We start from the raw sequence: 23,105 nt of genomic DNA, 5'->3' as shown, positions 1-23,105 counted from the left end.
TGTTCAGGCAGTGCCGCCTACCGTCAGTGCATCAACACGCAAGGTCGGCTGGCCGACGCCCACCGGCACCGATTGCCCTTCCTTGCCGCAGACACCGATGCCGGAATCCAGCGCCAGGTCGTTGCCGACCATGGAAATCTGCTGCATCACTTCTGCGCCGCTGCCAATCAGCGTTGCGCCACGCACCGGTGCCACGATCTTGCCCTTCTCCACCAGGTAAGCCTCGCTGGTGGAAAACACAAAGCGGCCGGAGGTGATATCCACCTGCCCGCCACCAAAATTGACGGCATAGATGCCGCGCTCCAGGGAGGCGACAATTTCCGCCGGGTCATGCTCTCCGGGCAGCATATAGGTATTGGTCATGCGCGGCATCGGCAAGTGCGCGTAGGATTCGCGCCGCCCGTTACCCGTGGGTGCCTGGCCACTCAATCGGGCATTGAGCTTGTCCTGCATAAAGCCCACCAGACGCCCTTTTTCGATCAGCGTCGTGCAGTGTGTCGGCGTGCCTTCGTCATCAACATTCAGCGAACCGCGCCGCCCGGGCAAGGTGCCGTCATCCACTACCGTACACAACGGCGAAGCAACCTGTTCGCCCATACGCCGGGCAAACATGGATGTCCCTTTGCGATTGAAGTCGCCTTCCAGGCCATGGCCCACGGCCTCGTGCAGCAGCACGCCGGGCCAGCCCGGCCCCAGCACCACGGGCATAGTGCCCGCCGGTGCCGGTTGCGCCTCCAGATTCACCAGCGCCTGGCGCACGGCTTCCCGTGTCCAGTGCTCGGCGCGGCCCTCGGCTTCGAGCCAGTCGTAGCTGACCCGACCACCGCCACCGGCACTGCCACGCTCGCGGCGCCCGTGACGCTCGGCGATAACAGAAATATTCAGCCGCACCAGCGGCCGCACGTCGGCGGCCAAGGTGCCATCGGTCGCCGCCACCAGCACCACATCGTGCACGGCATTCAGGGAAACGGTCACTTCAGACACAGCGGTATCCAGGCTGCGGGCCAGCTTGTCCAGCTTCTCCAGCAACGCCACCTTGCGCGGCGCAGCCCAGGTGGCCAGCGGATCAAACGCCTCGTACAACACCGGCTGCGACACCGCACGCAGTGCCGGGGCGGCGCCCTGGCTGCCTTGCCGCACGATAGCGCGGGCAGCACGCGTGGCCTGGGTCAGCGCTGGCAAGGCAATTTCATCGCTGTAGGCAAACCCGGTGCGCTCACCGCTGATCACGCGCACCCCGGTGCCGCGTTCGAGATTGTAGCTGGCGTCACGCACGACACCGTCTTCCAGCACCCAGCCTTCATGGCGGCTGTGCTGGAAATAGAGATCGGCATAATCCACGCCGGGCGCCAGAGCAGCATCCAGCAGGCTGCCCAGCCCGGTGCCGGTCAGCCCGGCGGGCGTCAGCAGGATGGACTCCGCCATGGCGAGAGAATCAGTCATTGCAGGTGTCGTCACGGATGTCATCAGGAAGCCTTGTCAGAAGACGCTGGTGCAGGTGTACCGGCAGACGTTGCCGGACTTCCTGCACCCGCGCGGAATCAATGTCAGCGCACAATACGCCCGGCGCCTCGGCGAGTGTTGCCACGATCTCACCCCAGGGATCAATCAGCATGCTATGGCCGAAGCTGGCGCGGCGCGGGCCATGCTGGCCGCACTGGTTGATGCCCAGCACGTAGCAGCCGCTCTCGATGGCCCGTGCACGCAGCAGTATTTCCCAGTGCGCCGCGCCGGTAACGGCTGTGAAGGCGCTGGGATACACCAGCAGGTTCGCGCCACGATCCGCCAAGGCCCGTGATAACCCCGCAAAGCGCAGGTCGTAGCAGACGGCCATGCCCAGCACGACGTCGTCCACCCGGGCCGTCACCAGCGCGCCACCGGGCTCGAAAACAGCCGACTCACGGTAGGCCCCCTGGGCGTCCGGCACATTCGCATCGAACAGGTGCAGTTTGTCATAGCGCGCGGCCAGTTGCCCGTCCGGTGTGTGTAACAGCGATGCCGTACGGACGCGCGGGGCGGGCACCGGTGCACCGTCCGGGCGCGTTGCCAGCGGCACGGTGCCGCCCAGCAGCCAGACGTCATGCTCACGCGCCTGCTGCGCAAGCCACTGCGGCAGTGCGCTGCCCTGCTCCATCGCCAGCGCCCGGTAATCGCCACCATAGCAGGCAAAATTCTCCGGCAACGCCACCAGTCTGGCACCGGCCGACGCCGCTTCCGAGATCATGACGGCGGCCTGCGTCAGGTTAGCGGGCAGATCGTCGCCGGCACACAATTGTATTGCAGCAATACGCATCAGGGGCCTCGCTCTTCCACGCGGGCATCATCCCAGTCGCCCGATACGCGGTAATCCATGGACGTCATTTTCTCCAGGCGGTCGCCCCACAGACGCTCCACCACGAAAATACCGGCACAGGCCGCCGGCCCCGCCAGACACCCGGCATACAGGTTACTGGACAGCGGCAGCGTGACCTCGATGTCATAGTCCATGGTCTGGTCCGCCAGATTCAACCCGCCCGCGATCAGAAATTCCGCCGAGGGTGACCGGATGCGCAGATTGTCAGTATCAATCTGTGAGCCATCCAGCGTAAAGGTGCCGCGAATACTGTCAGTGAGCAGCCCCTGACTGACCACATCGGAAAAATCCAGCCGCAGGCGTCGGCTCAGCGTATTGCCCACATTGACCAGCCCCAGCAAGCGCAACGCTGAGGTGCGGCGGTCGGCGCTGGGCAGCAACGCATCACGGACGTTCAGCGATACGGTGCCCTGCAGCTGTCGATAATCGAACTCCAGCGGTGACCCCTGCCAGCCGATATCCAGGGTGCCGCTGGCATCACGGCTTTCCAGAAACGAGGTCAGGTCAAACAGCGATAACAGATCCGCAGACTGGCCGCTGTCAAAGCTGCCGGCAAAGCGGGTGTGCTGCACACCGTTGTCATCCTCGTCCCAGTCCAGATCGCCGGTGACCGATGTCTCGCGCCAGCGGCCGCGGACGCCCGACGCAGTGAAGCCATTCGCACGGGGCCGCAGTTGCGCCTGCCACTGACCGAAATGACGACCGTGCAACGTGATATTCGCCAGCCGCAAATCCGCCACCGGCATGTTTGCCGGGTCGGGCTGCAATACCAGTCCCGAGACGAACTCACCGGCGCCATCGCCGGCCAGCTCCACGGCCACCTCAACCACGCGTTCAGCGGTGGAGCCTTCAGCAGCCGCCTCACCATCGGCCGACGCCTCCGACGACGCGAGCGGCCAGCGCAGCCGCTCGATATCCACCTCCATCGGGCGCTCACCACGCAGGGTATAGCCGCTCGGCACCCGCACCTCCCCGACCAGCGCATCGCTGAACAGGGCCAACTCCCAGCCAGTGTCATTCTGCCGGGCGCTGAAACTGGCAGGCCCGACCGGCTCGCTGAGCAGCAACAGCTGGTCGGTATCCAGCGCCAGCCGCAACGGCGGCAACGGGGCTGCGCCATCGGTGTCCTGCCCCAGCAACACGCCCAGCCAGGCCGCCAGATCCAGTACCGGGGTATGCCCGTCTATCAGCAATCCCGAGGGCGGCAGTCCAGCGATGCGCTCCCCCAGACGGACAGCGCCACGCTGCAGCCCCTCATCGCCATACTCAAGCCGGGCAGAGCCCAGCGACGCCAGGCTGAGCGTCAGCAGGTTGGTATCACCGGTATCCAGCGTCAGTTGCATGGGCAGGGAATCCGCCGCCGCCTTGCCCAGCGGCGGTGGCAACGCCACGGACACACCCTCCATATCGCTCGTCACCTGGAGGCGGGGGGCGTCGCCCCCTTCACGGCGCGGCAGTCGCAACGAAGCGCGATATGCCATGCGCCCGTCCAGCGGCGCCAATGCCCTGATCTGCAGCCAATCCTGCAAGGCCGGCACCGGCACGTTGCCGGTCGCATTGACGGTGGTATACGCGCCGTCGCTGCTGACTGAGGCCGTTACCGGGGCATCAAACAATTGGCCTGTCAGCGTGGAGAAGGTCAGGCCATTGGCAAGGCTGAAGCCTCCCGTGCCGGTCAGATCCGTGGCGCTGAGACGACGGGCGGCGGAATGCAGCCCCACGCCCCGCACCGTCGCCTCGGCCTCGACCTGCAACGGCGGCCCCTGGTCTGACAGCGGAATACGCAGTGACAGATCACCCGCCAACTCACCACCACGAATCTCCCAGTCGGCGACCTCGGCCGGCAGCACCGCGCTCACTGGCGTGCCACGCAACAGGGTTTGCAGCGCGCTCGCCGGCCCCGCCACGGCGCCATCCAGCAGCAGCCGCGGCTGACCGCCGGGCGCCGTACCCACCACGTCGACATCCGCGCCGCTCACCCGGGTACCCAGATAGCGCGCCGACAGATCGCGGGCATGCACTGTCACGCCGTCCACCAGCACCGTCCCCTCAATCTGCTCAACCTGCGGCCAGTCCGGCAAGAAGCGCAGATCAAAATCCGACACCGCAAAACTCATCTGGAATGTCCGATCTTGCTGCCGTGCCGGATCGATCTTCACCGGCCCTTCGTACAAGAACCGGCCACGCTCCACGGTGCCACCGGTGAACGCCTGCGCGAACCAGTCACGCAGGGGGCTGGCCATGCGCGCCAGCGGAACATAACTGCTGGCCCTGCTGGCCTCACCCTGGGTCAGTTCGCCCAGCAGTCTCAGGTGCGGGACCTGTTGCGCGGTCAGTGCCAGTTCCAGCATCGCCTGGGCAGAGGCATCAGCATTGCTGGCGCGCAGCAGGCCACTCTGAATCACCAGCGAAGGGGCAGTTTCGATGGGCGCCGGATCAGCGTCGTTCTGGTCCGCATCGTTCTGGTCCGCATCGGTGCGGGCCGCACTCGGTATCTCGCGCTGCCAGCGCAGCGCGCCACCGATGGAAGCCGCCATGGGCTCCTCGAAAAACGCCCCCATATCCAGCACCAGCGCCGGACTGACCAGATTCACGACACCACTGTCCGGGGAACCTGCCAACCAGCCACTGACGCCCCGCACGCCAGGCTGCCCCTCATCGGCCGCCACCGCCAGATCCCGGAAACGGCTGCTGAACTCGCCGATACGCGTGCCTTGCCCGGCAACGTACAACGACACCAGCTCCCCTGACGGCGCCAGCGCCACCAGCCGCTGGCGCAGCGCGCGCAGATTGTCCGGGAGCGGGAAAGGCCAGGCTTCCAGCTGCTCGCGCAAACGCGTTGCGTTGATCTGTTCGGCGCGCATGGCCCAGCGGGTATCGCTGGTCCGCTGGCCGTCCCAGCGCAGTGCCAGGGGCCCGGCACGCAAGGCACCGGCATTTTCTGTGCGCGCCCGCACTTCATCCAGCAGCAGCACATACCCGTCTGTCTCACGACGCACTGCCAGGCTGGCGTTCAGGCTGTCCAGCGCCCAGCTTTCGCCGGCCTCACGGTGGCGCAACATGACGTCCCGCGTCGCCAGCAGCACGTCAGCGCTCTCTACCTCGCCCCTGCGCAGTGCCCCCCATACCTCAACCTGACCGTTGGCGGAGACCGGCTGCAGCGGCAGTGGCCACTGCTCGGGCAGCCAATACTGCAGATCTTCGCCGCGCAAACGCAGGTAGGCACTGCCATCAATATCTGACAGCGCGTAGACATCACTGCGCAGATGCAGGCGCATATCCAGTTCGAAAGGACGATCAATAGCGGAGAGGCGCACGGCGAGCTGATGCGCCTTGCCTTCACGCACCAGCGCGATGGACAGGTCTTCGGTGCGCAGGGGCGGCATGCCGGGCCAGTCTATGCGAGCCCGCACATCATCCAGGACGATGCGGCGCTGCAAATAAACCTGTTCCAGCACGCCCCGCAGGTCTTCCATACTGTCAACCTGATCACCGCGAAAGGCTTCCAGGCCACGGAAACGCATATCCCCGTCTTCGCTGCGCACCAGATGAAGTTCGACGCCGCTGATCCACAGCTGCCGCAACCGCACGCTGCGGGCCATCAGCGACGCCCAAGGGGAAATACTCAACTCGACACGTTCCAGGACCAGCGGCGCAGCGGCATCATCTTCCCCGGGCGACAGCGCTACATCGTCGAACACGAACACCGGGCTCATGCCGTCCATGTGTCCATGCAGGGCGCCGATGGTCACCGGCGTATCAAAGCGCTCACTGAGCAGATCCTGTAACGGCACACGGAAATCCGGCGCCATGCTCATCAATTGCCGGGCCAGCACAATGTACAGGGCAAGCAACAACAGGACGGTGGCGGCGATCCACCATAAATGCAGACGAAGGCGAGCAAACCCACCTGACTTACGTCCGGAGGCAGAAGTCTCTGTTCCAGCAGCTTCTGTCACTGTGTGCTCCTCAGGAATGCGCTGCAGCGGCATAGCGCGTACGCTGGCCTGCCTTGCGGGTGAGCCTGCGCATTGTCATTACGCCTGCCCTTGCGGTACGCCCTGCCACAAAGCGATGCCCGCCCCATGCAGCAACTGCCGGGTTTCCGCCAGCGGCAGCCCCACCACACCACTGTAGCTGCCATGCAAATTCGCGACCAGCACCGCGCCGAAGCCCTGAATGGCGTAGGCACCGGCCTTGCCACGGGGTTCACCGGACGCCACATAGGCAGTGATCTCAGCTTTATCGAGCGCGCGAAACTGCACCTGCGTCGTGGACAGTTTCACCACGGAGGCGTTCCGGCTGTGAAGACACACTGCTGACAGGACCTGATGGGTGGCCCCGGAAAGCCGCGTCAGCATGGCAACCGCTTCTTCATCATCCGCCGGTTTGCCCAGGATGACATCACCTGATATCACGGCAGTGTCGGCCCCCATCACCACCGCATCATCCGATTGTCCGGGCGCCAGCATCCGGTATCCGGCTCGCGCTTTTTCCTGTGCCATACGCTGCACGTACCCGGCCGCAGACTCATCGCTGCGGGGCGTTTCATCAATACCGGGAAAAGCCAGGACGGTATGCGGCACACCAATCTGGTGCAGCAGTGCCGTGCGCCGGGGTGAGGCGGACGCCAGAAACAGGGACGGCGCGGACATCAGCGCACCAGGAAACGCCGACGCGTCCAGCGCAGCAGGCTGAAGGTCGGACGCCAGAGCAAGGCCGACACCAGTGCGGGCAACAATACCCACACCGGCGGCACCAGTACGCGCCCTACTGCATTCTGCACCGTGTAGGACATCAGGGCGCCAGTGCCCACCAGCAGAAAGATGACCACGGACTGCTGCAGCGGTGGAAACACACGTATGCGTTTGTGGGCCGCAATCGCCACATAGGCCACCAGCGCCAGGGCAACAGCGTGCTGACCGAGCACTGCACCGGTCAGCACGTCCTGAAACAGACCGACGGCAAACCCCCAGAGCACGCCGACGCGATGCGGCAACGCAATGACCCAGTAAATCAGCACCAGGGAAAGCCACTCAGGGCGCCCCAGGGAGGCCGCTTCCGGCAACGGCAGCACCGTCAGCAGCGCCGCGATGAAAAAGGTAGCAATGACAGCAGGCGTGCCACGGGACTCGCGCTCTCTCATTGTGCCCCTCCTTCGCGTTCGCGACGGGGGGCGGCGCGTTCGACCAGCAATACATGGCTGGCGCGATCAATATTGGCAGTCGGACGGGCTTCCACAATGGCAAACGGCGCACCGGGATCATGGGCGACGCGAATCACCTCTGCCACCGGGTAACCGCGCGGGAAGCGCTGATCCAGACCGGTGCTCACCAGCAGGTCGCCTTCGATGATGTCTGCCGTATCCGGGACAAACAGCAGCCTGACCCGATCCGGCTGGCCGATGCCCGCCAGAATGGCGCGCACACCGTTGCGGTTCACCTGTACGGACAGGGCATGACTCGCATCGGTGATCAACAGCACCCGCGCTGTGAGTGGCCCGATGTCGACCACCTGGCCCAGCAGCCCACCGGCGTCCAGTACGGCCTGGCCACGATAGACCCCCGCATGGCCCCCCTTGTTGATAACGAATTCCTGCCGACTGGGGTCCGGTTCGATCCCGATGATTTCGGCCGCGAGCACTCTGGCATCCAGCTCCGCCGACGAATTGAGGAGTTCGCGCAACCGCACGTTCTCGGCCTCAAGCACGGCAAGACGCTGCACGCGCTGCTGCAGGATCATGATCTGACGTTCGAGGTGATTGTTTTCAGACTGGAGGTCGGCGCGGGACACCGCCTGGCTGGACGCCCACTGACCCATGGCCGAAGGCACATGGGCCAGATAATGTACCGGGGCGGTCAGATAACCGATGGCGAAACGCAGCGGCTGCACGTGATCGCTGCGCTGATCCAGCAACATCAGGGCAGCACCCAGCACCAGCGCAAGAACCAGCCGGTAACCGGGATTGGGTGTGTCTGCAAACAGACCTTTAATGGTTTACCTCATTTACCCTTGCGCACGCAGCTTACAAAGCGAGCGTATCAAAACCCCGGGTATCCATCAGCTCCAGTGCCTTGCCGCCCCCCCGGGCAACACAGGTCAGCGGATCATCGGCAACGATCACGGGCAAGCCGGTCTCTTCACTCAGCAGGCGATCGATATCGCGCAGCAGGGCGCCACCGCCGGTCACCACCAGACCGCGCTCGGCGATGTCCGAAGCCAGTTCGGGCGGCGAGGCTTCCAGGGCATTTTTCACGGCATTGACGATGCTGTTGAGCGGATCTTTCAGTGCTTCGAGGATTTCTTCGCTGTTCAGGGTAAAGCTGCGCGGCACGCCTTCTGCCAGGTTACGGCCACGCACATCAATCTCGAGAATCTCACCGCCCAGATAGGCTGTGCCGATTTCCTGCTTGATGCGCTCTGCGGTGGATTCACCGATCAGGCTGCCGTATTCCTTGCGCACAAAAGAAACGATGGCTTCGTCGAAACGGTCGCCGCCGACACGCACAGACTCGGCGTAGACGATACCGTTAAGCGAAATAATGGCGATCTCGGTGGTACCACCACCGATATCCACCACCATGGAACCGTTGGGCTCATCCACCGGCAGGCCGGCGCCGATAGCGGCCGCCATGGGCTCTTCGATCAGAAACACTTCCCGGGCACCTGCGCCGTAGGCGGAATCCTGAATCGCGCGACGCTCTACCTGAGTGGATTTGCAGGGTACGCACACCAGCACACGCGGCGCAGGCGGGAAAAAGCCACTCTCGTGGACCTTCTTGATGAAGTACTGCAACATTTTCTCGGTAACTTCAAAGTCGGCAATCACGCCGTCTTTCATCGGACGAATAGCGGTAATATTGCCCGGCGTCCGGCCCAGCATCCGTTTGGCGTCCATACCGACCGCCGCCACGCTCTTCTGCGCCCCGTGATGACGGATCGCCACCACCGAGGGTTCGTCAAGCACAATGCCGCGCCCACGTACATAAATAAGGGTGTTTGCGGTCCCCAGGTCAATGGAGAGATCGGTGGAAAACATCCCCCGAATACGCTTGATCAAGGACATTCTGGCCAGCTTCCTGAATTTTGGTGCGAGAGATAGCCGCCGCGGGCGACAGCACTCGCAACGATATTGAGGCGCAACTCTAGCAACGGCGGGGGGTTTGGGCAACTGGCCATGCAGTCTTTACCGCACCGGCAACCGCTGTCATGGCCCGCAGACGGCGCTATATATGGCCCAGAGAGGGCCTGTTGTGGTAGCTTTTGCGGCTTCCCTTCTCAATGGCCCTGGAGACGCACATGGCCCTCGACCCGCAGGCACTTGCAGGGGTGGCTCATCTGGCACGGCTGCATCTGGACGCCGCAGACAGCGATGCCCTGACAGACCGCCTCAACAGCATTCTCGGCATGGTAGACCGCCTCCAGGAGGCCGACGTCGACGCCGTGCAGCCGCTCGCCCACCCGCTGGACGCTTCCCAGCCCCTGCGCCCCGATGCCGTCACCGAACAGGACATCCGCGACCAGGTGCAGGCGCTGGCCCCGGCCAGTGAAGGCAGCTGCTATCTGGTGCCCAAGGTTATTGAATAAAGGCCATTGAATGAGCGCCATTGAATCCTGCCCCGGCATCTGCCCGGGCCCGACCACCCAGCGCCGGATACACGCATGCACCGTAAAACCCTGACAGAACTGCAAGCTGGCCTGGCCGCCGGCGATTTTTCTGCTCGTGAGCTGACCGAGCACTTTCTCAAAAGAATTCAGTCACTTGACGGCGAACTGAACAGCTTTATCACGCTCACCCCGGAGCAGGCGCTGGCGCAGGCAGATGCCGCAGACCAGGCCCGCGCCGCCGGGCAAGCTGGCCCCCTGAATGGCCTGCCGCTGGCCCACAAGGACATCTTCTGCACTCGCGGCGTGCGCACCAGCTGCGGCTCACGGATGCTCGACAACTTCATCTCGCCCTACGACGCCACCGTGGTAGAGCGGCTGCAGGCCGCGGGCGCGGTCATGCTGGGCAAAACCAATATGGACGAGTTCGCCATGGGCTCGTCCAACGAAACCAGCTGGTATGGCCCGGTCAGGAACCCCTGGGACACCGGCCGCGTCCCCGGCGGCTCTTCCGGCGGTTCAGCCGCTGCCGTGGCCGCCAGGCTGGTGCCAGCCGCCACCGGCACCGATACCGGCGGCTCGATTCGCCAGCCCGCGGCGTTGACCGGCATCACCGGCCTCAAGCCCACCTATGGCCGCGTCTCCCGCTGGGGCATGATCGCCTTTGCCTCCAGCCTGGACCAGGCCGGCCCGATGGCCACCAGCGCCGCCGACTGCGCCCTGCTGTTGCAGGCCATGTCCGGCCATGACCCGCGCGATTCCACCAGTGTCAATCAGCCGGTGGACAACTACAGCGCGACGCTGGACAAGCCCCTGACCGGCCTGCGCATCGGCGTGCCCGAAGAGTTCTTCCCGGCAACGCTGGACGACCGCATCGCCAGCACCACGCGCGCCGCACTGGCCGAACTGGAAAAACAGGGTGCCACGCTGGTGTCGGTGCGCTTGCCCAGTGTCGACCTGTCCGTGCCGGCCTATTACGTCATCGCACCGGCAGAGGCGTCTTCCAACCTGTCCCGTTTTGACGGTGTGCGTTACGGCTATCGCTGCGACGACCCCGCCGATCTGGAAGACATGTACAAACGTTCCCGCTCGGAAGGCTTCGGTGCTGAAGTGAAACGCCGCATCCTGGTGGGCACCTACGCACTGTCCCATGGTTATTACGACGCGTATTACTTGCGCGCACAGAAAGTCCGTCGCCTGATCAGCAATGATTTTGCCGCCGCGTTCGACAACGTGGATGTGATCATGGGCCCGACATCACCGGAGCAAGCGTTCGAACTGGGCGCCAAGAAAGATGATCCCGTGACCATGTATATGGCCGATGTATTCACCATTGCGGTGAACCTTGCGGGCCTGCCCGCGCTGTCCATGCCGGCTGGCATGATTGATGGCCTGCCGGTGGGCATCCAGGTGATTGGCAACTATTTTCGCGAAGCGCAGATTCTCAATGTGGCACATCGCTTCCAGCAAGCCACGAACTGGCATCAGAAGGCGCCTTCTTTCGGCGAAACAGCAACCGCGAAAGGAGACGCATGATGGAAAAAATAACGGAATGGGAAACCGTCATCGGGCTGGAAATTCATGTGCAACTTTCCACCGCCTCGAAAATTTTCTCCGGCAGCAGCACGGCGGTCGGCGCAGAACCTAACAGCCAGGCGAGCCTGGTAGACCTGGCCATGCCCGGCACCCTGCCGGTGCTGAACCGGGGCGCGGTCGAGAAGGCCATTCTGTTCGGCCTCGCCGTCAATGCAGAAATCTGCCAGCGCTCGGTTTTCGAGCGCAAGAATTATTTCTATCCGGATTTGCCCAAGGGCTATCAGACCACACAGCTTGAAGCGCCCATCGTCGGCCCCGGCAAAGTGGACATCCAGCTGGAAAACGGCGAGAAAAAAGTCGTGCGCATTCACCATGCCCACCTGGAAGAAGATGCGGGCAAATCCCTGCATGAAGAATTCTCCGATGCACAGGGCCGGGGCATGAGCGGCATTGATCTCAATCGCGCCGGCACGCCGCTGATCGAAGTGGTCACAGAACCGGATATGCGCTCGCCGGAAGAAGCCGTCGCCTTTGCCCGCAAGCTGCACGGCATCGTGACCAGCCTGGGGATCTGCGATGGCGAGATGTCCCAGGGCTCCATGCGTTTTGATGTCAACGTCTCGGTGCGCCGCAAAGGCGATGAAACACTCGGCACCCGCACCGAAACCAAGAACCTCAACTCTTTCCGCTTCATGGATGCCGCGATTCGTCAGGAAGTGCAGCGCCAGATCGAGCTGATCGAAGACGGCGGCACCGTGATACAGGAAACCCGCCTGTACAACGGCGACACCCAGGCATCACGGTCCATGCGCAGCAAGGAAGACGCCAACGACTATCGCTACTTCCCCTGCCCTGACCTGTTGCCCGTAGTGGTCACCGATGCCGATATCGCGGCACTGCGCGCCACCCTGCCGGAACTGCCGGACGCGCGGGAAGCCCGCTTTATCGACAGCTATCAGTTGTCTGCCTACGATGCCGGCCTGCTCGCCGGGAACCGCTTTGCTGCGGCGTATTTCGAAACGGCGGCACAGCACAGTGGCGACGCCAAGCTGGCCGCCAACTGGGTCATCGGCGATATCAGCGCACGCCTGAATGCAGAAGACATCGCCATTGAGCAATGCCCTGTCAGCGCCGAAAATCTGGGCCAGCTTATCCAGCGCATCAAGGATGGCACCGTGTCGTCGAAAATTGCCCGGCAGGTGTTCGACGCCTGCTGGCAGGGCGAAGGCAGCCCGGACGAGGTGATTGCTGCCAAAGGTCTGAAGCAGATGTCGGATACCGGCGAACTGGAAAAGATCGTCGACCAGATCATTGCCGACAATGCAGAACAGGTCGCGGCGTATCAGGCTGCCGAGGGCGGCAAACAGAAGAAAATGTTCGGCTTCTTTGTCGGCCAGGCCATGAAGCTGACGCAAGGCAAGGCCAATCCGCAGCAGATCAACGCACTGCTGCAGCAAAAACTCGCGCCCTGAGGCGCACACGGGAGTAGACGTCTGATGGCTGATGACATGCAGTTTCGCGAACGGGTTTCCGTGCACACGGAAGACGGCATTGCCTATGTGAGCCTGAACCGGCCGAAGAAATACAACGCGCTGGATCTGGACATGCTGGAGGCGCTCATCGACGCCGCACGCTACCTGCGCAAGGATCGCACCTTGCGCGCCGTCATCCTGCAGGGTGAAGGCAATTCGTTTTGCGCGGGCCTCGATTTCGCCACCGTGACCCGTCAGCCCGGCCGTATCCTGCGCGCGTTTTTCAGCCATCTGGGGCTTCGTCGGGCCAATGTATTCCAGCAGTGCTGCTGGGCCTGGCGCGAGCTGCCCGTGCCGGTCATCGCCGTCACTCAGGGGCACTGCTTTGGCGGCGGTCTGCAGATTGCACTGGCCGCCGATTTCCGTTTCAGCACGCCCGACTGCCAATTCTCGGTCATGGAAATCAAATGGGGGCTGATCCCTGACATGAGCGGCACTGTCAGCCTGCGCGAACTGCTGCCTCTGGATGTTGCCAAGGAACTCACCATGACGGGCCGTATCATTGACGGGCAGGAGGCAAAAGTGCTGAATCTCGTCACCGGCATCAGTGACACGCCGTTGATCGAGGCGCAGAAACTGGCCGCGCAACTGGTGACACGCTCACCGGATGCCCTGGCAGCCACCAAACAGTTGTTCCAGCGCAACTGGGTCGCCTCCGAACGCACGGCCTTCCGCAACGAACGTCGCCTGCAGATGCGTTTGATGATGGGCAAAAACCAACGCCGGGCCATGCGCGCAGCAATGAAGAAGGAGGCGCCGGAGTACGGCCCTCGCGGCAACTGACTCCACGCTTCTTTCTACGGCATAGTTCTTGCTACACCGTTTAGCGACACCGTTTTTTGCAGCACATTTCTTGCGGCCTACTGGAGCCCACAGCAATGATCACGCTTGCCGAACCTGCCCACGGATTTTCCGCACTGGTGCGCCAGTACAAGCGACAGGTCATCGAACTGACCGGCCGCATCGACCTCACAGGCACACCGCTGCATCTGGGACCGACCGATGATGCTATCGCAGCAGGTATGGACCCGACAAAAACCTGGCTGGTAAAAGGCGGCATGCTCAGCATGAGCTGCCAGCAACGCAAACTCTTCACGTGGGACGAAGGCGATCTGATCCTCCCGGACGTCTCCGGGGACGGCATCGAGTTTCACGCTGACGCCGCTGTGCTGCTGGTGGGTTTCGACACGCTGACGCTGGTGCGTACCCTGCTGGCCGACACGGAGACCGCGCGTCTGTGGACCCAGCTGCTGATGACGCAACACGGCATCATGACGCGCCTGCTGGCGGCCTATATCGATGAAGACCTGCAAACCACGCCCGGCTTCGCCTACTTCCAGCCCGGCGACATCATCATTCGTCAGGGCGACCAGCCCCGCCATGTGTACAGCCTTTTCGAGGGCGAAGCAGAGGTGCTGGTGGACAACGTGCCGGTGGGCAGCGTTGGCGAAGGCGAAGTGCTTGGCGCACTGGCCCTGCTCACGCACTCACCCCGCAGCGCCACGGTGAAGGCCCGCACGCGCTGTGCCGTGGTGAAGGTGCCCAAGGATCAGTTCAAACAGCTGATCCGCTCCAACCCCTCCATGATTCACGGCCTGCTCACAGACATGGCCCGACAGATCATCAAACTCAATGGTCAGGTAGTGGCGCTGTCCAGCTAACGTCTTACTCTGGCAAGAAGCTCGGGCAGGAAGCTCCGACAGAAAAGCCCACGAAGAAAGACCACACCTAAAATAGTGAAAAACAAACGGCTTGCCCGGCTTTCTTGTTCATGAGCTGTGCTATCGTCTTCTCATCACTGACGATAGAGGACTCCGACAATGAGCACGTCACATCCCGGATCACGATCCAGATCACAACGCATCATCATTCGCTCACTGCTCGTCATCTTCATGTCCGTGCAAACCTTGCTCGTACCTGCGGCACACGCGGCCATGATCGGTACGGATCAGATTCTCGCGGAAGAAAGCAGAGCAGATCATCAAGCACGTATCGCCAGCGTTCTGGAACGGCAGGATGCCGCCGATGCCCTGAGCCGCTTTGGTGTGGACCAGGACAGATTGCAGGAACGTATGGACCGCCTCAGTGACGCCGAGCTGGCACAGCTTGCCCAGCAAGCCGAAGACCTGCCGGCAGGTGAAGGCGCCCTGGGTGTCCTGGTGTTCCTGCTGGTACTGCTGATTCTGCTGGACCTGCTGGGTGTCACCAACGTCTTCCCGGCCATTCAGAGCGGCCGCTAACGTTGGCGGCAACGTCTACAATCCCTGCACGACGACAAGGCAGCCCCCGGGCTGCCTTGTTGTGTCTGACACGCACGGCATGGCGCGCCGTTACACTTCTGGCTGCGTTAACACTGCTGGCACTGACCGGCTGTCAGAGCCGGGCACCGCTACCCGCCACGGACAGCACCGCTCACCAGGTCAGTGATGTGCCTTTCTTCCCGCAAGAGGATTATCAGTGTGGCCCCGCCGCACTGGCCACGGTACTGGGCAGTGCCGGGGTGCAGGTTTCCGATCAGACCCTGGTAGACGAAGTCTGGCTGCCCGAACGTCAGGGCAGCCTGGCTATCGAAATGGTGGCCGCCGCGCGCGCTCGGGAGCGCCTTGTGTACCCGGTGCGCAATCAGGATCAACTCTTCCAGTCACTGGAGGCAGATTTGCCCGTGCTGGTGATGCAGAATCTGGCGCTGCCGATACGGCCACGCTGGCACTTTGCCGTGGTCACCGGTTTTGAAAACCGGGGCAACACCGTGATCCTCAACACCGATACGCGAGAAGCGGCAACCATGCGCTGGAATCGCTTCGTCCGCACCTGGGCACGGGCCGACTATCAGGGCTGGGTAATACTCCCCCCCGGCCAGCTGCCCCCTCACGCCCGACCGTTGCATCTGGTTCAGGCACTGGAAGAGCTGACCGGTAGCGCCGGGCCAGCCGCCGCCGCTCCCTACTGGCAGCAGGCTGCCACGCAATGGCCGCAGGATTATCTGCTGCAATTTGCCCTGGGCAATCACCTGTGGGGGCGGGAGGATACCGCATCTGCCATCCAGGCCTGGGAGCGCGCCGCCCGCGCCCGGCCGGAGGCTTTTGCGCCCTGGCACAATCTCGCACTGGCTTACGCCGGGCAGGGTTGCAACGATCTGGCGGAAGGGGCCTGGCAGCACGCCAACCAGACCGACGCCTCCCGTGAACGCCTCGCACAATTACGCGAACGCCTTGACGCAACGGTCCCAGCCACTGCCACATGCCCGCCAGACAACCTGTAAATCGTTTTTTTGCATAGCTTTACACTGAGTGTGAACTAGCTCACCTGTTTGCACTACACTGCACCATTAAAGTACACACTATAAAGAAACCACCTAGGGTACACACGCTATGAAGGGTTACCGCATTTCGGCCTTGGCCATCGGCACCGCAGCTGCCATCACATTCTCCGGCGCACACGCGCAGTCAGGCACCAACAATGTGCGCCTGTTCCAGAATTACTACTTCGATGCCGTAATCACGGGTACGCCTTACATTGGCGGCCGGGTTTCCTATGCCGACTATGACAGTGGTCTGGATGTCACCGATCTTGATATCTTCGGTGGCATCACCCTGAACCCGGATCTGGAAATCGAAGCGCAGATCGGCCATCGTCGTGGCTCCAACGGCACCAGCGAATCCGGTCTCAAGGATGCGTTCGTGACCGGCCGCTACATGCTCGACGTGGACAGCCCCGTCGATATCGCCATTGGCTCCTATGTCACGCTTCCCATCGGCAAGGAAGAAGTTTTCCAGGACCGTTTTGATGTAGGTGTTTATGCCGCCAGCCGCTACGCCGTATCACCGCGCGTCACCCTGACCGGTAATGCCTCATTCCATCTGTTTGATGGCAATCCGGTCAACCCGGCAGACGACAGCCGCTACAGCGGTCTGCAACTGGGCGCGGGCATGCTCTACGGTTTCAGCGCTGACACGCATCTGGTAGTCGAAGCTGCTGCGGGCCCCACTCGTGTGATCAGCGGCACCCCCACCGCCGGCAACGCCTTTGGCGGCGCCTTGAGCGCAGGTCTGGACCATAACATCGGTGCCGCACGGGTACGTGGCGCACTGGTTGTCGGCACCGAAGACAGCCTGTTCGACGATGTCGGCCTGATCGCTGAGTTCTCGCTGCCGCTGTAATGTAGCCAGTACCAGATAGAACAAACCGGCAGACCGCATCAGCGGCTGCCGGTTTTTTTATGCCCGCCCATGCTGTCGTCCCGCCTGTATTCTGCGATGATTGGCAATTATCGAGGTACATCATCAGGGATCTTTATGGCACCTATCTACCGCGCGACCCGGACCACCTGCGCACTGCTGATGCTGCTGTGTCTGCCAGTCCTTGTGCCTGCCATACAGGCCGCAGAGCTGCCAGAGCGCGAGGCCGTCCAGGAGCAACTTGATGGTCTCGCCGATCGTAATATGCCCGCCGCCCGCCAGCGCCTGATCAGACAGGACCTGGAACAGACACTGGCGCACCTGGACGAGTACGAACGCAATCGCCAACGCCTCCGGCAACTGCGCGAACGCGTTGAAGAGGTGCCTGTCAAAACGCTGCAGGCTGAGCAGTCACTGGAGAACTTTGCCCCCGAAGATACGAGCGCATTGCGGGAACGTCTCGCCGCTGTTGACATACGCACGCTGGTCGAGACGCTGTTCGAGCGCCTTGGCACACTGCAGCAACAACAGGAACAGCAATCCCGCGTCAGTGCCGAACTCGCCAGCGCGCAATTGCTGCCCGAGCGAACCCAGGCCGCTATCGCCACCACCCTTTCCCAGATGGAACGCGCCCGCGCCGAACTGATCCGCTTCAATGTCAACGATGACGCGCCGGAGCAACTGGCGGCTATCGACCGGCTGCGCAGCGAAATTGCTGCCCTGGAGAGCCGGCTGACCTGGCATCGCGCAGAGCTGCAGTCCACTTCATCACTGCAAACCCTTGCCAATCGCCAACACACACTGTTGCAACGCCAGATCAGCGACACGGAGGCGCAACTGGATGTCATTCAGGCCCTGCTCGACGAGAAGCGCAGTGAACGCACCCGCGCCCTGATCGACGCCGCGCGGGCGCCGATGGCGGACCTGCCCGACAGCGCGCTGCTCAGCGCCGAACTGCAGCGCAATACGCGCATCGCTGAGCGCATCATGGTCGTCACCGACCAGGTGGGTGTGCTGCTGCGTCAGAACCTGGCGCTGAACTCCCAACTGGAACGTGTTCATCAGCTGGAGCGCTCCCTGGTGGAGCAGGTCGCTGCCCTGCAGGGCAGCTTGCTCCTGTCGCGCATGCTGTATCAGCAACAGCAGATGCTGCCCCGGCTGGCGCCCGGCAGCAGCCTGCAGATTGATATTGCCGACCTGCGCCTGGAGCAGTTCCAGCTCACCGAGCAGCGCAACCAGCTCACCAGTCTCTCGGCCGCTGCCAGACAGCTGCTGCAAGACAGCAGCGATGCGGACGATCCGGCAGTGCTGGAAGCCTTGACGCAGATACTGCGCAGCCGGCGCGAATTGCTTGAGCAGCTGGACCCGGAAATGAGCCGCTTGTTGAACCTGGCCATCAATAACCAGGCCACCCGGCAACAGCTTCAATCCGCCAATCGCATCGCGCGGGCAACCATCAGCGAGCAGCTTTTCTGGATGCCCAGCACCCGCCCCCTGAATCTGGACACCTTGCGCGTTCTGCCCCGCGAGTTGGTATCACAATTTTCCCGAATGGGCAGCCTGACACCCTGGCAGCAAGCCGGCGAGCGCCTGATGGCACGCTGGCCCATCCCGGCTGCCGCCCTGCTGCTCAGCGTCGTGCTGCTGCTACGCCGGCCCGCCATGAGTCGGCGACTCGCCGAGATCAATGATCAGGTCGGCTATTTGCGACACGACACGCAAGAACACACACCCAAGGCACTGCTACTGGAATTGTTACGTGTGGGGCCAGTGCCATTGCTGCTGGCAACGCTGGGGCTGGTGCTGCGCACCGGTGATACCCTCGGCGCCACACTGATCGGCGCGGTGCTGATCAAAGTCGCCATGATCTGGCTGGTGTTTGGCCTGCTTTACCGCATGCTCGGCAAACAGGGCATCGCGGTGAAACATTTCCGCTGGCCTGAAGAGAATGTCCAGCGCTTGCGCCGCAGCCTGATGGTCATCGCGCTGGTGTTTGTGCCGATGGCCATGGTTATCGCCATTGGCGAACAAGCACCAGAGTTACTCGCCAATGATCGCCTCGGTCTGCTGGTCATGTTGTTTACCGGACCGATGCTGGGCGTGCTGATGTGGCGTGCAACCCAGCACTACCCTTACTCCCGTGACCAGGTAAAGCTGGTGCGTGGCACTACCGCCCTGACCGTCGCGGCCATACCGCTGGTGTTGTCGGTGCTCAGCGTGCTGGGCTACCACTACACGGCCATTCGCCTGGGCGGCAGATTGGTGGACACCTTCTACATTCTGCTGCTGTGGGTACTGGTAGCCGCCACCGCACGTCGCGGCCTCGCCGTTGCTGCGCGGCGCCTGGCTTACCGTCGCGCCGTGGCCAAACGGGAAGAAGAACAGAAACACCAGGAGCCCCGCAGCGATGCGGAGGCGGGCGAAGCGGTGGAAGAACCGCCGCTGGACCTCGATCGTGTCAGCCATCAGTCCCTGCGGCTGACCAATCTGTTCCTGCTGATCAGTTTCACCGTTGTCATCTATCTGATCTGGTCCGATCTGCTTGGCGCCATGGCCTATCTGGAAAACGTTGTGCTCTGGCAGCAAGTCATCGGCGAAGGTGAGCAAGCCACCTTCGTCAGTACCAGTCTGCGTGACATGATCTTTGCCTTCGCCACCATCCTGATCAGTTTGATGATGGCACGTAACCTGCCCGGCTTGCTGGAAGTGCTGGTGCTTTCCCGGTTGTCGTTACGACCGGGTAGCGCCTACGCCATTACCTCGCTGCTGGCCTATATCATCACGGCAATCGGTCTGGTGGTGGCACTGGGCGCGATGGGGGTGTCCTGGAGCAAACTGCAATGGCTGGTCGCCGCACTCGGTGTCGGGTTGGGCTTTGGTCTGCAGGAAATCTTTGCCAACTTCGTCTCGGGCCTGATCATCCTGTTCGAGCGACCGATCCGCATCGGCGATGTCATTACCATTGGCGATCTCTCCGGCACAGTGACGCGCATTCGCATTCGCGCCACCACGATCCGCGATTTCGATCGCAAGGAGATCATCATTCCCAACAAGGCGTTTGTGACGGACCGGCTGATCAACTGGTCGTTGAGTGACAATGTCACACGCCTGGTGCTGAAAGTGGGCTTTGCCTATGGCAGCGACCTGGCGCGCGCCAAGGATGTGCTGCTACAGGCTGCCGCAGAAAATCCGCGCGTGCTCGCGGACCCGGTGCCGACCGCCTTTTTCCTCGGCTTCGGCGCCAGCACGCTGGATCACGAACTGCGCGTGCATGTCGGTGAGTTGGCCGACCGCCTGCCGGTACAGGATGAGCTCAACCGGCACATTGACAGGCTGTGCAAGGAAAACGGCCTGGAGATTGCCTTCAGTCAGCTGGATGTGCACATCAAGAGTGGCGAAGGCAAGGAGCTGTACATCAAGGACGCGCGCGCCGGCAAAGACGAGAACGGGGACGAGAACGCAAGCGACGATCCGCCCCCCGGGACAGACCGCTAATCTCGCGCCAGCACATTGACCCACTGCACCAGCCGTTGCCCGTGCTGGTCCACCAGCACGATCTGGTGCCAGCCGGGCGACAACAGCAGAGCCTGTTCATGAAAATGACGGGTTTCCCCCTGATAGTCATTGTTGATATGCCACTGCACCCGCGCCCGGGCGTCACGGTGCACGGCGCGAAACAGCACGCGCCCCAGCCGGCCGTCCAGATCCACCGGCACCATGACGCGTGTGCCGTCCTGCGGGTACAGCAACGCCATGGGTTTATCGTCCGAATAGTCCGCAAGCCCCGCGAGACAGTCCTGCCGCCAGGGCGGTGGCGGCGCGTAACCTGGCTGATGACTGCGCCAGAAGAACTCCTGGGACGGCGGCAATTGAAAACGCGGCTGTGACGTCATGCGCAGGGGGGACTCGCACCCGGCATGTACCCGATAGCCGTCGGCATCCAGATGCAGGGTGCGATAATGGGGTGAAACGCGGCTGAAGTGACTCCCGCGCGGTGCCAGCGCGGCGCGGGCCGGGCAATCACGGGACGCCAGATAGCCATCCGCCGCACACACGCTGACCGCCTGCAAGGCCCAGTGCGGCGCATTCAGCCAGGGCGCCGTCCCCAGCAGGCTGAATACTTCCAGCATCAGCGGTGCAGCCGCCAGGGTACCGGTGAGATCCGGCACGCCCTGCCCTTGCGCATTGCCTACCCACACCCCCACCGTGTAGCGACCATTGCTGCCAATCGCCCAGCCATCGCGGAGGCCGAAGCTGGTGCCGGTTTTCCAGGCAATCGGCTGGCTGGAGCCATATTGCCGCCAGACACTGTCCTGGCCGGGGCGCGCCACCTCCAGCATCGCTTCCAGCGTCAACCAGCTTGCCCCCTGCCCGATGGGCGACATCCGACCGGCAGCCCCGGGCGCGTCACGCAGCAATGCCGGCATGCGTTGCTGGTGGGCAATGCCGTCCCGGGCACCGGCAACCAGGTTCGCATAGAGGCCGGTCAGCTCCCAGAGGCTGGCTTCGGAGCCCCCCAGAATCAGCGTCAGACCATAGTCCTCCGGTGCCCGAAACAAGGTGCTCAGGCCCAGCTGTTGCAGCTGGTCATGGAAACGTTCGACGCCGTAATCGCGCAACATGCGCACCATGGGCACATTCAGCGACCGCGTCAGTGCATCCCGCGCAGGCACCGCGCCGCGATGCAGGCGATCAAAATTCTCCGGGCTGTAACCGGCAAACTGCGTGGGAATATCGGCCACCAGTGTTTCCGGCAGCAGCAGGCCATCTTCCAGCATCAGCGCATAAAGAAACGGCTTCAGCAGGCTGCCGTTGCTGCGCGGTCTGCGAATCAGATCCATGCTGGCGCCGGCGCGCTCGGCATCGCCCGCATCGTGGTTACCCACATAGGCACGCACCGTCAGATCCCGGTGATCCACCACCAGCACGGCCAGATCGTGGATGCCGCGCTGGCTCAACTGTCGACCGTGGCGATCGGCAATCGCACTGACACTGCGCTGCAGGCGACCGTCCAACTCCGAGACATAAAACCCCGCCGTGCGCGAGGCATCGCCACGCTGCAGGGTGGCCATCAGATGTGGCGCAAGCCGCGGCAGTGGCCGCGGCGCCTCCGGCAGCGGCTCGGCCAGCGCCAGCCGGTAGCTCAGGGCATCCAGATCACCGGCCTCGAACAGCGCCGCCAGCAAGGCGTCACGACGCCGGGCCAGGGCATCCCGGTTACGCCCCGGGTGCAGCAAGGCAGGATTATTCGGCAGCACCGCCAGCACAGCGGCCTCGGCCCAGCTGAGATCATCCGGCGGCCGGTCGAAGTAGCGCCAGCTGGCTGCATTGAGCCCCACGACGTTGCCACCGAATGGCGCGTGGCTGGCGTACAACGCGAGCAATTCATCCTTGCTGTAGCGCAGCTCCAGGCGCAGCGCCAGCCAGGCTTCATACACTTTGGTGGGCAAGGTGCGGGCGCGCACCGCGCCGTGCTGCCGCGCCAGTTGGCGCGCCAGCTGCATGGTCAGGGTGCTGCCCCCGCTGACCACCCGCCCCTGCTGCAGGTTATCGCGGGTAGCCCGGGCAATAGCCAGCGGATCAATGCCGGGGTGATAGTAAAAGCGACGATCCTCGAACTGCATCAGTGCGCGGGCAAAGCGCGGCGGCACCTCGGCCACCGGCGCAAAGCGCCACTGCTCATCGGCAGCAATGGTGGCCCCCAGCAGACGGCCATCACGATCCAGCAGTGCGTTCGCGTAAGGCACATCAAACAACGGGCGCGGCAACGGCCAGGCCAGCAGCGTCACCAGCCCGACCGCCAGCAGGCAGGCCAGCAGCCACCGGCCACGTCTGTACCCGCTCCTGCGATTCGCTTCACGCGCCATGCCTGTCACCACTGTCTTTACCGGCGCTACCCTT

The 23,105-nt window shown here is 63.1% G+C and carries 17 protein-coding genes; 9 read left to right on the top strand and 8 right to left on the bottom strand.

The features are described 5' to 3' along the window. Positions 1 to 3: 3 nt before the first annotated feature. The 7 genes from tldD to K8B33_RS10890 form a co-directional block, all read right to left on the bottom strand. Positions 4 to 1,443, bottom strand: a complete 1,440-nt coding sequence (tldD, locus tag K8B33_RS10920; protein ID WP_223426359.1) for a metalloprotease TldD — start codon at positions 1,441 to 1,443, stop codon at positions 4 to 6. Further along, a complete protein-coding gene (locus tag K8B33_RS10915) occupies positions 1,436 to 2,293 on the bottom strand; it encodes a carbon-nitrogen hydrolase family protein (RefSeq protein WP_223426358.1) in 858 nt (285 codons plus the stop codon). Before K8B33_RS10915 ends, tldD begins: the two co-directional genes overlap by 8 nt. Continuing rightward, the gene (locus K8B33_RS16225; protein ID WP_223426357.1) at positions 2,293 to 6,312 is read right to left on the bottom strand and encodes a YhdP family phospholipid transporter; all 4,020 of its coding nucleotides are present in this window, start codon (positions 6,310 to 6,312) and stop codon (positions 2,293 to 2,295) included. Before K8B33_RS16225 ends, K8B33_RS10915 begins: the two co-directional genes overlap by 1 nt. A 78-nt stretch (positions 6,313 to 6,390) precedes the next feature. Then, entirely contained in the window at positions 6,391 to 7,008 is a 618-nt protein-coding gene (locus K8B33_RS10905; protein WP_223426355.1) for a Maf family protein, read from the bottom strand. Continuing rightward, positions 7,008 to 7,499: a rod shape-determining protein MreD gene (gene mreD, locus K8B33_RS10900; protein WP_223426354.1), complete on the bottom strand. Its 492-nt coding sequence runs from the start codon at positions 7,497 to 7,499 to the stop codon at positions 7,008 to 7,010. Before mreD ends, K8B33_RS10905 begins: the two co-directional genes overlap by 1 nt. Next, positions 7,496 to 8,338, bottom strand: a complete 843-nt coding sequence (mreC, locus tag K8B33_RS10895; RefSeq protein ID WP_223427120.1) for a rod shape-determining protein MreC — start codon at positions 8,336 to 8,338, stop codon at positions 7,496 to 7,498. Before mreC ends, mreD begins: the two co-directional genes overlap by 4 nt. A 40-nt stretch (positions 8,339 to 8,378) precedes the next feature. Beyond that, entirely contained in the window at positions 8,379 to 9,413 is a 1,035-nt protein-coding gene (locus K8B33_RS10890) for a rod shape-determining protein (protein ID WP_223427118.1), read from the bottom strand. 239 nt (positions 9,414 to 9,652) lie between these two features. Between K8B33_RS10890 and gatC the strand changes: the two genes are divergently transcribed. The 9 genes from gatC to mscK all read left to right on the top strand — a co-directional run bounded on the left by gatC (position 9,653) and on the right by mscK (position 20,699). Next, on the top strand, positions 9,653 to 9,940 hold the full coding sequence (gene gatC, locus K8B33_RS10885) for an Asp-tRNA(Asn)/Glu-tRNA(Gln) amidotransferase subunit GatC (RefSeq protein ID WP_223426353.1): 288 nt from the start codon (positions 9,653 to 9,655) through the stop codon (positions 9,938 to 9,940). Positions 9,941 to 10,015: 75 nt separating this feature from the next. Next, on the top strand, positions 10,016 to 11,494 hold the full coding sequence (gene gatA / locus K8B33_RS10880; protein WP_223426352.1) for an Asp-tRNA(Asn)/Glu-tRNA(Gln) amidotransferase subunit GatA: 1,479 nt from the start codon (positions 10,016 to 10,018) through the stop codon (positions 11,492 to 11,494). Continuing rightward, entirely contained in the window at positions 11,494 to 12,966 is a 1,473-nt protein-coding gene (gene gatB / locus K8B33_RS10875) for an Asp-tRNA(Asn)/Glu-tRNA(Gln) amidotransferase subunit GatB (protein WP_223426351.1), read from the top strand. Before gatA ends, gatB begins: the two co-directional genes overlap by 1 nt. A gap of 24 nt (positions 12,967 to 12,990) precedes the next feature. Beyond that, positions 12,991 to 13,809: a crotonase/enoyl-CoA hydratase family protein gene (locus tag K8B33_RS10870; RefSeq protein WP_223426348.1), complete on the top strand. Its 819-nt coding sequence runs from the start codon at positions 12,991 to 12,993 to the stop codon at positions 13,807 to 13,809. Between the two features lie 95 nt (positions 13,810 to 13,904). Beyond that, the gene (locus K8B33_RS10865) at positions 13,905 to 14,687 is read left to right on the top strand and encodes a cyclic nucleotide-binding domain-containing protein (protein WP_223426347.1); all 783 of its coding nucleotides are present in this window, start codon (positions 13,905 to 13,907) and stop codon (positions 14,685 to 14,687) included. A 159-nt stretch (positions 14,688 to 14,846) separates the two neighbouring features. Next, positions 14,847 to 15,266, top strand: a complete 420-nt coding sequence (locus K8B33_RS10860; RefSeq protein ID WP_223426346.1) for a PA2779 family protein — start codon at positions 14,847 to 14,849, stop codon at positions 15,264 to 15,266. 56 nt (positions 15,267 to 15,322) lie between these two features. Continuing rightward, a complete protein-coding gene (locus K8B33_RS10855; RefSeq protein ID WP_223426345.1) occupies positions 15,323 to 16,288 on the top strand; it encodes a PA2778 family cysteine peptidase in 966 nt (321 codons plus the stop codon). A 109-nt stretch (positions 16,289 to 16,397) separates the two neighbouring features. Next, positions 16,398 to 17,186 carry a hypothetical protein gene (locus tag K8B33_RS10850; RefSeq protein ID WP_223426344.1) on the top strand — a complete coding sequence of 263 codons (789 nt, stop codon included), beginning with the start codon at positions 16,398 to 16,400 and terminating at the stop codon, positions 17,184 to 17,186. Between the two features lie 135 nt (positions 17,187 to 17,321). Beyond that, the gene (mscK, locus tag K8B33_RS10845; RefSeq protein WP_223426342.1) at positions 17,322 to 20,699 is read left to right on the top strand and encodes a mechanosensitive channel MscK; all 3,378 of its coding nucleotides are present in this window, start codon (positions 17,322 to 17,324) and stop codon (positions 20,697 to 20,699) included. On the opposite strand, the gene pbpC is transcribed toward mscK, so the two are convergent. After that, positions 20,696 to 23,071: a penicillin-binding protein 1C gene (gene pbpC / locus K8B33_RS10840; protein ID WP_223426339.1), complete on the bottom strand. Its 2,376-nt coding sequence runs from the start codon at positions 23,069 to 23,071 to the stop codon at positions 20,696 to 20,698. The genes mscK and pbpC overlap by 4 nt on opposite strands. Positions 23,072 to 23,105: the final 34 nt, after the last annotated feature.

Origin of the sequence: Alcanivorax limicola, assembly GCF_019931215.1 — a bacterium.
In the GTDB taxonomy this organism is placed as follows: domain Bacteria; phylum Pseudomonadota; class Gammaproteobacteria; order Pseudomonadales; family Alcanivoracaceae; genus Isoalcanivorax; species Isoalcanivorax limicola.
Note: the sequence above shows the minus strand (reverse complement) of the source record. Positions and strands in the feature narration are given on the sequence as shown.

Bases quoted from the DNA above. Each gene is read 5' to 3' on its own strand.
- K8B33_RS10850 (WP_223426344.1), top strand. From the start codon at position 16,398: ATGAAGGGTTACCGCATTTCGGCCTTGGCCATCGGCACCGCAGCTGCC.
- mreD (WP_223426354.1), bottom strand. From the start codon at position 7,499: ATGAGAGAGCGCGAGTCCCGTGGCACGCCTGCTGTCATTGCTACCTTT.
- K8B33_RS10860 (WP_223426346.1), top strand. From the start codon at position 14,847: ATGAGCACGTCACATCCCGGATCACGATCCAGATCACAACGCATCATC.
- K8B33_RS10905 (WP_223426355.1), bottom strand. From the start codon at position 7,008: ATGTCCGCGCCGTCCCTGTTTCTGGCGTCCGCCTCACCCCGGCGCACG.
- gatA (WP_223426352.1), top strand. From the start codon at position 10,016: ATGCACCGTAAAACCCTGACAGAACTGCAAGCTGGCCTGGCCGCCGGC.
- K8B33_RS10865 (WP_223426347.1), top strand. From the start codon at position 13,905: ATGATCACGCTTGCCGAACCTGCCCACGGATTTTCCGCACTGGTGCGC.
- K8B33_RS10870 (WP_223426348.1), top strand. From the start codon at position 12,991: ATGGCTGATGACATGCAGTTTCGCGAACGGGTTTCCGTGCACACGGAA.
- tldD (WP_223426359.1), bottom strand. From the start codon at position 1,443: ATGACTGATTCTCTCGCCATGGCGGAGTCCATCCTGCTGACGCCCGCC.
- mscK (WP_223426342.1), top strand. From the start codon at position 17,322: ATGGCACCTATCTACCGCGCGACCCGGACCACCTGCGCACTGCTGATG.
- gatB (WP_223426351.1), top strand. From the start codon at position 11,494: ATGGAAAAAATAACGGAATGGGAAACCGTCATCGGGCTGGAAATTCAT.
- pbpC (WP_223426339.1), bottom strand. From the start codon at position 23,071: ATGGCGCGTGAAGCGAATCGCAGGAGCGGGTACAGACGTGGCCGGTGG.
- gatC (WP_223426353.1), top strand. From the start codon at position 9,653: ATGGCCCTCGACCCGCAGGCACTTGCAGGGGTGGCTCATCTGGCACGG.
- K8B33_RS10915 (WP_223426358.1), bottom strand. From the start codon at position 2,293: ATGCGTATTGCTGCAATACAATTGTGTGCCGGCGACGATCTGCCCGCT.